Raw genomic sequence first — 13,682 nt, 5'->3', positions numbered from 1 at the left:
CTCGATCAGCGCCTGGGCGCGAACGAGTTCCGGAAAGGCCTGTCCCATGTCGCGGGCGAGCGCGGGGACAAGCTTCCACATCAGCGGCTCGCTGGCGCCGAGAAGCTGCGCGTGGCGCATGGCGCGGCGCATGATCCGGCGCAGCACATAGCCGCGTCCCTCGTTCGAGGGCAGCACGCCGTCGGCGACGAGAAACGACGACGAACGCAGGTGGTCTGCGATCACCCGGTAGGACGCGAGGGTTTGCTCGTCCGGCGCGTGCCCGAGCGCGGAGGAGGTCACGTCGATCAGGTGACGGAACAAATCCGTTTCGAAGACGCTGTCGACGCCCTGCAGGATGCAGGCCATGCGCTCCAGCCCCATGCCGGTGTCGATCGAAGGATGCGGCAGCGGCACGCGCTCCTCCTTCGTCACCTGCTCGTATTGCATGAACACGAGATTCCAGAATTCAAGGAAGCGGTCGCCGTCCTCTTCCGGGCTGCCCGGAGGGCCGCCCCAGATGTGCTCGCCGCGGTCGATGAAGATTTCGGAGCACGGGCCACACGGGCCTGTATCTCCCATCGCCCAGAAATTGTCCGAGGTCGGGATGCGGATAATGCGGTCATCGGAGAAGCCGGCGATCTTCTTCCACAGGCCCGCCGCCTCGTCGTCGGTGTGGTAGACGGTGACGAGCAGCTTGTCCTTCTTCAGCCCGAATTCTTTGGTGATCAGATTCCAGGCCAGTTCGATCGCGCGCTCCTTGAAGTAATCGCCGAACGAGAAATTGCCGAGCATCTCGAAGAAGGTGTGGTGGCGCGCCGTATAGCCGACATTGTCGAGGTCGTTGTGCTTGCCGCCGGCGCGCACGCATTTCTGCGAGGTGACCGCCGTCGAATAGGGCCGCTTCTCGACGCCGGTGAAGACGTTCTTGAACTGCACCATGCCGGCATTGGTGAACATCAGCGTCGGGTCGTTGCGCGGCACCAGCGGGCTCGACGGCACCGGCTCGTGCCCGTTCCGCGAGAAATAGCCGAGGAAGCTGGAGCGGATGTCGTTTACGCTGGTCATGGGCGCCTTCGATGCGAGCTGGCGGCGCGCGCCGCGGCCGCGCCTGATAGATCGGGAAATGCCTTCTATCGCGCAGCTTGCGCCTCTGTCCAGCAGCGCCACGCTCACTCGATCGCGGCCGGCGCCACCCTCGCCAGCCCCTCCCCCGCTGCTCGCCCGCGCCCCCACGCCCGGCCGTGCCCCGGCGGCACGACCGCCGCGGTACGGCGGCGCCTAGTCTTCGGCGTCCGCCGCCTCGTCCCCCTCGGGACCGGCCAGCAGGGCCTCGGACAGGATGCCCGAGCTCTCACGCACGCCCTTCTCGATGGTCGCCGCGACTTCCGGGTTGTCCTTGAGGAACTGCCGGGCGTTCTCGCGCCCCTGGCCCAGCCGCTGGCTGTCGTAGGAAAACCAGGCGCCCGACTTCTCGACGATGCCGCTCTTGACCCCGAGATCGAGCAGTTCGCCGGTCTTGGAGATGCCCTCGCCATACATGATGTCGAATTCCACCTGGCGGAACGGCGGGGCGAGCTTGTTCTTGACCACCTTGACGCGCGTCTGGTTGCCGATGACCTCGTCGCGCTCCTTGATGGCGCCGATGCGGCGGATGTCGAGGCGCACCGAGGAGTAGAACTTCAGTGCGTTGCCGCCGGTCGTGGTCTCGGGCGAGCCGTACATCACCCCGATCTTCATGCGGATCTGGTTGATGAAGATGACCATCGCCTTGGACTTCGAGATCGAGGCGGTGAGCTTGCGCATGGCCTGGCTCATCAGCCGCGCCTGCAGGCCCGGCAGCGCGTCGCCCATCTCGCCCTCGAGTTCGGCCTTGGGCGTCAGCGCCGCCACCGAATCGACGACGAGCACGTCGATGGCGCCCGAGCGCACCAGCGTGTCGGCGATCTCCAGCGCCTGCTCGCCGGTATCGGGCTGCGAGATCAGCAGTTCGTCGACCTTCACGCCCAGCTTGCGCGCGTAGATCGGGTCGAGCGCGTGCTCGGCGTCGACGAAGGCGCAGATGCCGCCGTTCTTCTGCGCCTCGGCGATCACGTGCAGCGCCAGCGTCGTCTTGCCGGAGCTCTCCGGCCCGAAGATCTCGATGATGCGGCCGCGCGGCAGCCCGCCGATGCCGAGCGCGATGTCGAGCCCGAGCGAGCCGGTGGACACGGCCTCGACCTGGGCGATGGCGCCCTCGCCGAAGCGCATCACCGTGCCCTTGCCGAAACTGCGCTCGATCTGGCTCAGCGCCGCGGCGAGTGCCTTGTCCTTGTCCATCGAACCCCCGTCAACTACGCGCAGCGGCGTCACAGCAGCCATTGTCGGTCTCCCTTATTTCATGCGCGCCCACCCCTTGCAATGCGGGGACAAGTCGGCGGCTGTCCATCGTCTGTACCTATTCTGTTCTCATTTTGTTTCCAGACTGTCAATGCCAAAGTGACCCCTCGGGCGTCGCATCCGAACCGTCGATTCGGCGCGGTCGCGGTGCGCCGCCCAGGCCTGCGATGCCGATGGCGCCGGCAGCCGGGCCTCTCGCCAGGATTTGCGGACGGGTTGCCGGCGTGGCAGTGTGGCGACATTGGCTGGGAGGCCACATCATGGACGAGAACGCATCACGCCCGGTCTTCGCGCGGCGGCGCATCGGCCGCACCCCTCTCGAGATCACCACGCTCGGCCTCGGCGGCGCCACGCTGGCCGGCAATTTCACCGCCGTCCCGGCGGAGCAGGCGCGCGCCACCGTCAGCCGCGCCCTCGAAGCGGGCATCACCTATTTCGACACCGCGCCGCAATACGGCTACGGCCGCTCCGAGCATTTCGTCGGCGATGCGCTGCGCTTCCGGCGCGAGGGCACCGTGCTGTCCACCAAGGTCGGCCGCCTGCTGCGCCCGGTACGCTCCGAGTCCGAACGCACCTACCCGCATGGCTGGGTGGATCCGTTTCCCTTCGAGCAGGTCTACGATTACTCCTACGACGCCGTCATGCGGTCCGTGGAAGACAGCCTGCAGCGGCTCGGGCTGGCCGCGGTCGACATCCTCTATGTCCACGACATCGGCGCCATGACGCACGGCGTCGAGGGCAACAAGCCGCTGTGGAAGCAGCTTGAGGCCGGCGGCTACCGGGCGCTCGAGGAACTGCGGCGCCACAACGTGGTCTCCGCCATCGGGCTCGGCGTCAACGAGTGGGAAGTGCTCATGGAGGCGCTCGAACTGGGCGAGTGGGACGTGTTCCTGCTGGCGGGGCGCTACACGCTGCTCGAGCAGACCTCGCTCGACCCCTTCCTCTCCGCCTGCGTCGCGCGCGGCGCCTCGGTCGTCGTCGGCGGCCCCTTCAACGGCGGCGCGCTGATGGGCACGGGCATGTGGAACTACGCCAAAGCGCCCGAGCACGTGGTCCGGCGCGTGCACGAGCTCGAGGCGGTGTGCGCCGAGTTCGGCGTGCCCATCGGCGCGGCGGCCCTGCAGTTCCCGCTCGCCCATCCGGCCGTGTGCAACATCCTGCCGGGACCCAAATCCCCCGCCGAGCTGGACGGCATCCTCGCCTGGTGGGAGACCGCGATCCCCGAGCCGTTCTGGGACGCGCTGGCGCAACGCGGGCTGGTCGCGGCCGGCGCGCCACTGCCCAACGGCAAGGTCGCGGGGTGAGCCCTACTCGGTGCCCTTGCCGAGCACTTCCTTGACCTTGGAGTTGATCTGGTCGAGCGAATAGGGCTTGGCGAGGAACTCGACGCTCTGGTCGTCGGCGATGTCCTGGCGCACACTTTCCTCGGCATAGCCGGAAACGAAGATGACCTTGAGGTCGGGCCGCTTCTTGCGCACCTCGACGAGCAGCGCCGGGCCGTCCATCTCCGGCATGACCACGTCCGAGATCATGAGGTCGATCTCGTGGTCGATGTCCTCGAGCACCTCGAGGGCCTGCTCACCCGAATCCGCCTCGAACACCTCATAGCCGGTCGTGCGCAGGGCGCGGGCCGAGAAGGCGCGGACATTGTCCTCGTCCTCGACCAGCAGGATGCGCTCGTGGCCGGTCAGGTCCTTGACCGCGGCCACCTGCGGCTTGGCCGGCACCTCCCCCTCCACCGGCACGTGGCGGGGCAGGAAGATCTTGAAGGTCGTGCCCTTGCCGACTGTCGATTCGGGATAGATGAAGCCGCCCGTCTGCTTGATGATGCCGTAGACGGTCGACAGCCCCAGCCCGGTGCCCTTGCCCAGTTCCTTGGTCGAGAAGAACGGCTCGAAGATCTTCTCGAGGATCTCGGGGGGCATGCCGGTGCCCGTATCCTCGACCTCGATCAGCACGTAGTCCGCCGCCGGCATGCCGGTGAAGTTGAAGCCCGCCGCTTCCGCCTCGCCGACATTGCGCGTGCGCAGCACGATCTTGCCGCCGTTGGGCATGGCGTCGCGCGCGTTGACAACCAGGTTGACCACGACCTGCTCGAGCTGGACGAGGTCGGCCTTCACCGGCCAGATGCCCTGCCCGTGGTCGACCTCGAGCGCGATCTGCTCGCCGATCAGCCGCTTCAGCAGCACGGTGAGGTCGTCGATATGGGTAGGGACTTCGAGGATCTGGGGCCTCAGCGTCTGCCGGCGCGAGAACGCCAGCAACTGCCGGGTGAGCCCGGCGGCGCGGTTGGCGTTGTTCTTGATCGACATCAGGTCGGAGAAGGACGGGTCACCCGGCTTGTGCTTGAGCAGCAGCAGGTCGGCGAAGCCGATGATGGCGGTGAGCACGTTGTTGAAATCGTGCGCCACCCCGCCGGCCAGCTGGCCGACGGCCTGCATCTTCTGGCCCTGCGCGAACTGCGCCTCGAGCTTGCGCTGCTCGGTCATGTCGAGCGCATAGACGTTGACGCGCTCCGGCGAACCCTCGGTTTCCTCCGAGCCGGAGACATAGAGGCGGACGGCGTGATCGCCGCCGATGGCCAACAGGGCGTCGACAGGCTCGATCACCGAACGGTTGGCCAGCGCCGCCTCGATCGCCTGGGCGAAGCGGTCGCGGCTGGCCTCGGCGATCAGTTCGGCGATCGGCTGCTGCTCGAGGCTCTTGTCGCTGCCCGACCAGCCGAAGATGCGGCTGAACGGCGCGTTGGTGCGGATGATCCGGCCCTCGTTGTCGAGCGTGGCGATGGCGAACGGCGTGTCGTTGAAGAAACGGGCAAAGCGCACCTCCGAGGCGCGAAGCGCCTCCTCGTGGCCGGAGCCGCTGCGGCGGTCTAGCACCAGCGTGCGGGTCTCTCCCAGCTCGCCGTCGGCCAGCCGGGCGGCGCGGTGCAGCAGGCGCACCGGAAAGCTCGTGCCGTTGCGCCCGACAAGATCGATGTCGATGACCTCGGTGCGGATTTCGCCGTCGCTGCGCCCACCCATGAGCAGGCTGGCGCCGTCGCCGCGCACGACGTCCTCGAGCCGCAGGGCATCGGCTTCGAACTCGGCGAGGTCGTAGCCCAGCCAGTCGGCCAGCGTCGAGTTGAGGTACTGGATGCGGCCCCTGGCGTCGGCGGAAAAGAACCCTGCCGGGGCGTGGTCGAGATAGTCGATGGCCCGCTGCAGTTCGAGGAAGGCGTTGTCCTGCCGCTCCCGGTCGCGGGTGATGTCCTCCACCGACCACAGCACGAGCGGCTCGGCGGTGCCGTCCACCGGCGGCAGGGCCCGCACGCCGACGCGGTACCAGTAGGGCTTGCCGCCGCCCGCCGCGCCCCCCAGCCCGCCGAGCAGGCGGATGTCTTCCGTGGCCGGCCTGCCGTCCTTGGCCGCGCGGCCGAGCCGGTAGACCGCCTCGCTGGCCTCGGATTGGCCGGCAAACAGCCGCGGCACGCCGACCGGCACGCCGTCGGTGATGGCGCCATGAAAGCCGCCATAGGCGGCATTGACATAGGAGATACGCCCCTCGCGGTCGGTCACCACCGCGCCGAACGGCAGGCTGTCGACGATGGCGCGCGAGATCGTGCGCCCCTCCTCGCCCGTGGCGAAGCGGAACAGCCCGGCGGCCACGGCGAACAGGCAAAAGACGCCGATGACGGCCAGGACGCCGAGGAAGACGAGGATGAGGTCGGGCGGCATGCGGTCACCCAGCGTCGACAACACCGCGGCAAGGACGATGAAGAACGCCGCCAGCACCACGACACGCCACAGCCCGGCGGCGCTGCGCGGGCGCCGCACCAGCGGGTCGGGATAACTGCCCTCGTCGAGTGGCGTTGCAGCCATCTGGCGTCGTCGTGCTCCGGACATCAAACCGCCACGAATCTGGCGCTCCAGCCACGTCTAGCAACGCCCGCGCGGGTTGGGTAGCGGCAAGCGCCGTTTCCCCCGGCCGCCGCCGCTATCGCCGCCATTTTTGCCGGTGCTCGAGGCGCATGACGAAGCCGATGACCTGGGCCACGGCCTTGAAGTGCTCGGCGGGGATGGTCTCGTCGACCTCGACGCTGGCGAACAGGGCCCGCGCCAGCGGCGGGTTCTCCACGATCGGCACGTCGTGCTCGGTGGCGATGGCGCGGATGCGCAGGGCCACCGCATCGGCGCCCTTGGCGAGGCAGAGCGGCGCCGGCATCGAGCGGTCGTACTTGAGGGCGACGGCGAAGTGCGTGGGGTTGGTGATGACCACGGTGGCATGCGGCACCGCCGCCATCATGCGCTTGCGGCTGCGCTCGTTGCGGATGGCGCGGATGCGGCCCTTGATCTTGGGGTCGCCCTCCATCTGCTTGTACTCGTCGCGCGTCTCCTGCACCGTCATCTTCTGGCGCTGCCACCAGCGGTGGCGCTGGAACAAGTAGTCGGCGAGCGCGATGACGGCGACGACGGCGATCACCGCCCCGAAGATCTTGAGGCTGATGTCGAGAAAGACGCGGAGGATGGCTGCCGGCTCGCCGGTGATCATCGCTTCCATGCGCCCCAGTTCGGGCTGCAGCACGAACCACAGCGCGGCGCTGACGGCGGAGAGCTTGGCGAGCCCCTTGGCGAAATTGACCAGCGCCTCGACCGAGAACAGCCGCTTGAAACCCGCGATCGGCGAGATCTTCGACAGTTTCGGGGTGATCGGGTCGACCGAGAGCAGCGGCTTGTGCTGCACCAGGTTGGCCGCGATCGCAAAGGCGGCGAGGATGGCGGACGGCAGCAGCGCGACCAGCAGCAGCGAACCGGCCAGGCCATGAAAAAACGCGCCGAACCCGGCGCCGCCGACCTCGAAGCGGTCGGCATTGGCCAGCAGCACCTTGAGGCTGCCGGCCAGCCCGGTGGCGCTCGGCACCGCCATCGTCGCAAAGATCAGCGCCGCGCCCGACAGCATGAACCAGGTCGTCACCTCCTGGCTCTTGGCCACGTCGCCCTTCTTGTGGGCGTCCTCGAGCTTCTTTTGCGAGGGGTCTTCGGTTTTCGAAGACTGTTCCGGGGCCTCGTCGCTCACCGTCTAGGCGCCCCTGAGGGTCGCGAGCGTGTCCTCGAAATGCATCAGGTACCAGCCCATCATCATCGACAGCAGCAGGGCCAGCAGCACCAGCCCCACCGAGATGGTGGCCGGCATGGCGACGAAGAACACCTGCAATTGCGGCATCATGCGCGCGAGGATGCCCATGCCGAGATAGAACACGAGGCCGAAGACGATGAACGGCGCCGACATCTGCACGCCGATGACGAAGGCGCCGGCGATGGTCTGGATCGCCATCTGCGCGACGTCGCCGAACAGCAGCGGCGTCCCCGGCGCGAAGATCATGTAGCTGTCGTAGATCGCCGCCAGCGCCACGTGATGCAGGTCGGTGGCGAAGATCAGCGTGATGCCGAGAAACGACAGGAAGCTGCCGACGATGGCGCCCTGGATGCCGCCATTGGTGGGGTCGGCGGACTGCGCCACGCTGAGGCCCGCCTGGAAGGCGATGACGGCGCCGGCGACCTGGGCGCTCATCACCACCAGCCGGGTGATGGCGCCGAGGATCAGCCCGATCACCAGTTCGTGCACGAGCAGCGCGACGATGCCCGGGAAGCCCTCCGGCAGCCGTGGCAGCGACGGCGCGATCAGCGGGTAGAGCACCAGCGCGAACACCAGGGCGAAGCCGAGCCGCATGCGCGCCGGGATGATCTGCTCGCCCAGCGCCGGCATCAGCATCATGATGGTGCCGACGCGGGCGAACAGCAGCAGGTAGAGATAGGCCGTCTCCGGCAACCAGTTGAGGCTGACCACCCCTAGCCTCCGGTCACGATCATGTCGGCCAGCTTCAGCATGTAGCCGTTCATGGTGGCGCCGATGAACGGCAGCGACACCAGCAGGGCCACGAAGATGGCGAGGATCTTCGGCACGAACACCAGGGTCATTTCCTGGATCTGCGTCAGCGCCTGGAACAGGGCGATGACCACGCCCACGACCAGCCCGACGATCATCATCGGCGCCGAGACGATGATCAGTACCCAGATCCCCTCGCGCGCGACGTCGAGTGCTTCCGCCCCGGTCATCCTCCTGCCCCCTCTGCCGCCCTAGATCGGCATGCGCATGATTTCCTCGTAGGCCGAGATCACCCGGTCGCGGATGGTGACCATCGTCTCCATCGCGATCTCGGTCTGCGAGATCGCCGTGACCACGTCGACGACGTCGCCCTTGCCGTTGACGAGGTCCATCGCCATGCGGTCGGAGGCGCGGCCGCTGTCGACGACGCCCTGCACCGACTCCGCCAGGAACTTGGCGAATTCCTGCCCGGTCGGCGCGGCCTCGGCCGGCGCCTTCACCGGCTGCGCCAGCAGCCTCGCGGCATTGCCGTAGGCGGCGGCAGCGGCGTTGAATGGCGTGCTCATCTCGGTCGGTCCCTTTCCCGGTCTAGCCGCGCAGGATGTCGATGGTGCGGCCCAGCATCTGCCGGGTCACGGTCACGACGTTGAGGTTGGCCTCGTAGGTGCGCTGCGCCTCGCGCATGTCCATGGTCTCGATCAGGGCATTGACGTTGGGGTAGCGCACGTAGCCCCGCTCGTCCGCAGCCGGATGGCCCGGCTCGTAGCGGCTCTGGAAGTCCGACATGTCGTAGGCGAGCCGGCCGATCTGCACCGTGGTGCCGCCCGCCGCGTCGTCCATCACCGCGCGAAAGGTCGGGATGCGCCGCCGATACGGCTCGTCGTCCGGCGTCTTGCCGGCCGAGTCGGCGTTGGCCAGGTTCTCGGCGATGACGCGCATGCGCGCCGTCTGCGCATGCAGGCCGGTCGCGGCGATCTTGAGCGAGGACAGGAAGTCGGCCATCTCAGGTTCCCCTCATCTCAGCTCTGCCGGCCGAGCGCCGTGCGCAGCAGGCGCAGCGACTTGGTGTAGAGGCTGGTGACCGCCTGGTAGTCGATCTGGTTGGCGGTGACCTTCATCATCTCGTCCTCGAGGGTCACGCCGTTGCCTTCCGGCGTGATCTCGAAGCTGTTGAGCCGGCGCGTTCCGAAGCTTTCCGCGGCACTTGCGGCCGGGCGGATGTGGGCCCGATCGGTCCGCGCCGTTTCGACGTGTGCCGTCGACTGCCGGCGCAGATGCGCCTCGAAGCCGAAGGCCTCCAGGTCGCGTCCGCGATAGCCCGGCGTCTCGGCATTGGCGACGTTCTCGGCGAGCAGGCCCTGCCGGGCCTGGTGCCACTTCATCTTCTCGGTCAGCGCCGCGAACAGCGTAATGTCGGCAAGGCCCATCGACTCGTCGCCCCCGGGGCCGAACGGCCCACTGGGCAATTCCTGCCCACTGATGGTTAATCAGTCGTTAACCTCCGCGCGCATCGCCTCGCAATTTGCACAATTGAGGCGCTATGATGGGCAGGTCTTGCCGGCCGAGCGGGTCGGCGTGCCCGGACATGATGGAGTGGCCATGCAATTCCTGACGAGCGTGTTCGGCGGCTCCGACAACACCGTGCTCACCAGCGTGTTCGCCCTGGCGATCGTCCTCGTCCTGATTCTACTCGGACTTTGGATCCTCAAGGTCCTGTTCAACGCCTCCGCCAATCTCGGCCGCCCGCGCAGCCGGAGGGTCAATGTCGTTGACAGCGTCGCCATCGATGGGCGCCGGCGCCTGCTCATCGTGCGGCGCGACAATGTCGAGCATCTCATCCTCACCGGCGGCGGCCAGGACCTGCTGATCGAGGCCAATATCCCGGTGGAGCGGCCGGCCGCACCGATGCGCCGCCCCGTTCCAGCCGCTGCCCCCGCCGCCAAGCCCGTGCCCGCGCCACCGGCGGAGGATACCGCCCCGTCCCCGGGCCTCGCCACCGGAGGACGCACCCCGCTCGAGCGGCTGCGCGATCTCGGCCGCCCCGCCGGCGCGCGCAAGCCCGCATCGCTGCGCCATACCGGCCTCATGCGGCCGGTCAGCCGCATGGAAACGGCAATTATCCCCATGAATCAGGAGCGTGCGGACAATCCCGGCTCCGACTCAGCTACAACCGGCCCTGCGAACGACATGAACGGGCAGGCCAAGCTTGGGGCGCGCGGCTACTTCAGGGACGTCTTCAAGGCAGAAAAGAACTGAGTCGGCGCCCAGGCTGCGACGCAGCCTGGCTCTTATTGCGCTGCTCGGCATCGCGCTCGTGCCTGCCCTTGCCTTCGGGCAGGATATCTCCATCGATTTCGGCGACGACGCCACGCTGACCGAACGCGCCGTCCAGCTGGTCGGCCTCATCACCCTGTTGTCGCTGGCTCCCTCCATCCTGGTGATGGTGACCAGCTTCACGCGCATCGTCGTCGTGCTGTCGCTGCTGCGCACCGCCATCGGCCTGCAGACGGCGCCGCCCAACTCCGTCATGGTGTCGCTGGCGCTGTTTCTTACCGTGTTCATCATGGGACCGACGCTGCAGGCCTCGTATGACGCCGGCATCGCCCCGCTCCTGGCCGGGACCATCGAGGTGCAGGAGGCGTTCGAGCGCAGCGCCGCCCCGATCCAGGAGTTCATGTCCGCCAACGTCCGCGACAAGGACGTGCAGCTGTTCTACGACATGTCCGGCGCCGAGCCGCCGGCCGAGGCGGCCCCGATCCCGCTGCACATCCTGGTGCCGGCGTTCATGATCTCCGAGCTGCGGCGGGCGTTCGAGATCGGTTTCCTGCTGTTCGTGCCGTTCGTCGTCATCGACATGGTCGTGGCCTCGGTGCTCATGTCGATGGGCATGATGATGCTGCCCCCGGTCGTCATCTCGTTGCCATTCAAGCTGATCTTCTTCGTGCTCGTCGACGGCTGGCACCTCGTCGCCGGCTCGCTGGTGCGCAGCTTCGCGGGAAGCTAGACGCGGTCGAGCGGTGTCGCCTGCGTCGGCGCCACGGCATCGGATGGCGCGTACATGCTGCGATAGGCAGCGAGGAACGCGTTGAGCGAATCCAGTCCGGAAACCTCGTGCGCGACCTTGGCGAAGTCGGGGCCGGAAGGCAGCACCTCGTTGGTAACGAAATCGAACATCGGCCATTCCGCCGACTGGGCCAGTTGCTCGCCGAACTTGGAGCGCAGGCGCGACAGCCCCAGTCCGTCGCCGGCGATGACGAACCCCACGCCCGCCTTGATGATGTTCATCCGGTCGGCCTGCGTGAGCGGCGCCGATGCCACCGTCGGTGCGTAGATGACCTCGATCAGCTCGGCGGCCCGCGCATAGTTCTTCGACGCCCAGTAGCCGTCGACGCGCAGCAAGTCGGCGTCGCGCCCCGTGACGCGCGACAGCAGGTCCAGAGCCAGCTGCTGCCGCCCGGCATCGATCAGCGCCCTCGCCTCGATGATGCGGCGCTGGCGCTCGAGCGGCGGCGAAATCTCGGCCAGCCGCGTGCGATTGAGAGTGCGCAGCGCGCCCTCCGGATCGCGGTCGGCGAGGCGGATCACGGCCAGGTCGGCGGCAACCTGGGCCTGTGCCACCCCCCTGAGCCGGCTGTCGACCTGGTACTCGAGCAGGTCCCCGGCCTGCCTCAGCAGGTCGACCTTGACGAGGCGCCGCGCCAGGTTGCGTATCATCTCGTCGCCGCGCTGCCCGGCCGGGGTGAGCTGGCGGAAGTCGTAGTACAGCGTCAGCGCATCGAGGTCGCCCAGTTCGTCGGCGCGGCCATTGAGGTAGAGATCGGCGAACACTTCCTCGGCCTGGGCCAGCATGCCGTTGACGGCCGGGCTCTCGGGGTGGTGCGCGGCCAGCTGCTTCACCGTCTCGAAGCCGTTCCGGTAATCCTTGTTGCGGAAGTACAGCTCCGCCAGGAACCGCTGCATGTCCGCCTCGAGCCGGTCGCCACGCCACAGCAGGACTTCGGCCGACAGCGTCCCGATGGCCTTGGCGACGTCGAGGCGTCCGGCCTTGTCGAGAAGCTGGAGCGTGCGATAGACGGCCTCCGTCCGGGTCGGCCGCACGTCGGCGGCGATCACCTGCCCGTAGATGTCGAGAGCCTCGTCCACCCGTTGCTCGGTCTCGGCCAGCCTGCCCTGCAGGAGATGGTGGAACGACACCTGCTCGGGATCGAGCTTGGCAAATTCGACCAACCCCAGATAGCGGGCAGTCAGGTCCGGGTCGCGCGCCTCGAGCGCGGCGCGAGCAGCCGACAGCAGGAACGTCGCCTGCACCCAGGTCGGATAGCTGCCGATGGCGCTCTCCGCGGCCAGCGCATCCAGCCGGGCGCCGTCGAAGTCGCCCACGTCCGCCCTGGCGATCGCACGCCACATCACCGCGTCGACCTCGCCGGCATAGGCCTCGCCATTTAGGGTCGTCAGGGCTTCCTTCGAACGCCGGGCGAGGACATTGGCGATGGCACGGGTGAGCGCGATCCGCTTGCGCAGGTCCGGCGTCTGCAGTTCGGCTTCGAGCACGCCGAGCACGCCGATGGCTTCCGGCGCGAACTGGTTGGCGACGAGAAACTGGGCCAGGTCGAGCCGGGCGACGTCGCGCAGCCGCCCCTCATTGGCTGCCGCCCGCGCAATCAGCTCCTCGCGGCGGCGCGCAAATGCCGCGGGATTGTTCTCCCGCGCGGCGCCCAGGTCGATGAAGCTGCCACGAAACTCCGCCGGATTGCGGGTGTCGAGCCGCCGCGTATGGTCGAGGGCGGACAGGGTCAGGCCGCCGCCTGCCTCGATGCGCGCGCCCTGCCCCTCGATGCTGACGGCGAGGTCGGCGTTGAAGGGCTTGAGCACCAGCCCGTGCGCGGACTTGAGGGCGGCGAAGTCGACGAATTCGAGGGTGCGCACAAGTCCGCGCGACGGCGGGTATGCGGTCACGACCTGCAACACGTCCCCGACGACGGGATCGCGGAACTGGTGAACCCCGGCGGGATGCGCCAGGTCGGCGGTCATCCGGAACCGCCCCTGCTCGTCGCGGACGCGCGCCAGGGTCAGCGGCTCGGTGGCGCTGAGCAGCACGTCGCCGAGCGACAGCACCCAGGCCCGCCCCTCCGACCCGAGCGTGGCCAGGCGATCCACCGCGAGATCGAGCCGCACCACCTGGATGCCGCCGGCCGGGGTGACCTGGAAGCGGCGGGCGATCACGTCCAGCGCTTCGCCATTGGCCGGCGCGCTGATGGTTGCCGCGGTTTCGAACAGCATCCACACGACGTCGCCTCGGCGGAAGACGGCCGCGGCGGTGTCCCGGTCGAACGGAAAAGCGATGCGTACCGTGTGGCCGACGGTCGAGACGATGGGGGTCAGCTCGGTCTGCGGCGGCGGGGGCTGCGCCGACTCGCCCCCATCGCCGCCGGCCGGGGCCGACGCGTCGGCCACGTCCT

13 protein-coding genes are annotated in these 13,682 nt (G+C 68.1%); 3 read left to right on the top strand and 10 right to left on the bottom strand.

Annotated elements, in window-relative coordinates:
- On the bottom strand, positions 1–1,047 hold a 1,047-nt coding region (gene alaS / locus VGD93_RS07775; RefSeq protein ID WP_395010839.1), incomplete at its 3' end, for an alanine--tRNA ligase.
- Positions 1,048–1,260: 213 nt separating this feature from the next.
- On the bottom strand, positions 1,261–2,340 hold the full coding sequence (gene recA, locus VGD93_RS07770; protein ID WP_395010837.1) for a recombinase RecA: 1,080 nt from the start codon (positions 2,338–2,340) through the stop codon (positions 1,261–1,263).
- Between the two features lie 278 nt (positions 2,341–2,618).
- Here recA and VGD93_RS07765 point away from each other — a divergent pair, with 278 nt between their 5' ends.
- The gene (locus VGD93_RS07765) at positions 2,619–3,662 is read left to right on the top strand and encodes an aldo/keto reductase (protein ID WP_395010836.1); all 1,044 of its coding nucleotides are present in this window, start codon (positions 2,619–2,621) and stop codon (positions 3,660–3,662) included.
- A 3-nt stretch (positions 3,663–3,665) separates the two neighbouring features.
- On the opposite strand, the gene cckA is transcribed toward VGD93_RS07765, so the two are convergent.
- The 7 genes from cckA to flgB form a co-directional block, all read right to left on the bottom strand.
- Positions 3,666–6,218 carry a cell cycle histidine kinase CckA gene (cckA, locus tag VGD93_RS07760; RefSeq protein ID WP_395010834.1) on the bottom strand — a complete coding sequence of 851 codons (2,553 nt, stop codon included), beginning with the start codon at positions 6,216–6,218 and terminating at the stop codon, positions 3,666–3,668.
- Positions 6,219–6,333: 115 nt separating this feature from the next.
- The gene (gene flhB / locus VGD93_RS07755; RefSeq protein WP_395010833.1) at positions 6,334–7,413 is read right to left on the bottom strand and encodes a flagellar biosynthesis protein FlhB; all 1,080 of its coding nucleotides are present in this window, start codon (positions 7,411–7,413) and stop codon (positions 6,334–6,336) included.
- Positions 7,414–7,416: 3 nt separating this feature from the next.
- A complete protein-coding gene (fliR, locus tag VGD93_RS07750) occupies positions 7,417–8,184 on the bottom strand; it encodes a flagellar biosynthetic protein FliR (RefSeq protein WP_395010831.1) in 768 nt (255 codons plus the stop codon).
- Between the two features lie 2 nt (positions 8,185–8,186).
- Entirely contained in the window at positions 8,187–8,453 is a 267-nt protein-coding gene (gene fliQ / locus VGD93_RS07745; RefSeq protein ID WP_395010829.1) for a flagellar biosynthesis protein FliQ, read from the bottom strand.
- 21 nt (positions 8,454–8,474) lie between these two features.
- On the bottom strand, positions 8,475–8,789 hold the full coding sequence (gene fliE, locus VGD93_RS07740) for a flagellar hook-basal body complex protein FliE (RefSeq protein ID WP_395010828.1): 315 nt from the start codon (positions 8,787–8,789) through the stop codon (positions 8,475–8,477).
- A gap of 22 nt (positions 8,790–8,811) precedes the next feature.
- Positions 8,812–9,225: a flagellar basal body rod protein FlgC gene (flgC, locus tag VGD93_RS07735; RefSeq protein ID WP_395010826.1), complete on the bottom strand. Its 414-nt coding sequence runs from the start codon at positions 9,223–9,225 to the stop codon at positions 8,812–8,814.
- A gap of 17 nt (positions 9,226–9,242) precedes the next feature.
- Complete coding sequence (gene flgB / locus VGD93_RS07730; protein WP_395010825.1) at positions 9,243–9,650, bottom strand: flagellar basal body rod protein FlgB; 408 nt, start codon at positions 9,648–9,650, stop codon at positions 9,243–9,245.
- Between flgB and VGD93_RS07725 the strand changes: the two genes are divergently transcribed.
- Together VGD93_RS07725 and fliP are read left to right on the top strand one after the other, a co-directional pair.
- A complete protein-coding gene (locus VGD93_RS07725) occupies positions 9,634–10,479 on the top strand; it encodes a hypothetical protein (RefSeq protein WP_395010823.1) in 846 nt (281 codons plus the stop codon). The genes flgB and VGD93_RS07725 overlap by 17 nt on opposite strands.
- A gap of 49 nt (positions 10,480–10,528) precedes the next feature.
- Complete coding sequence (gene fliP / locus VGD93_RS07720; protein ID WP_395010841.1) at positions 10,529–11,227, top strand: flagellar type III secretion system pore protein FliP; 699 nt, start codon at positions 10,529–10,531, stop codon at positions 11,225–11,227.
- Here fliP and VGD93_RS07715 read toward each other — a convergent pair.
- The coding region (locus tag VGD93_RS07715; RefSeq protein ID WP_395010821.1) for a tetratricopeptide repeat protein at positions 11,224–13,682 on the bottom strand (2,459 nt) is incomplete at its 5' end. The two genes, fliP and VGD93_RS07715, sit on opposite strands and share 4 nt — an antisense overlap.

The sequence above is a fragment of the Devosia sp. genome, from assembly GCF_036406155.1.
GTDB lineage: Bacteria > Pseudomonadota > Alphaproteobacteria > Rhizobiales > Devosiaceae > Devosia_A.
This window is presented reverse-complemented; position numbering and strand designations above follow the sequence as displayed.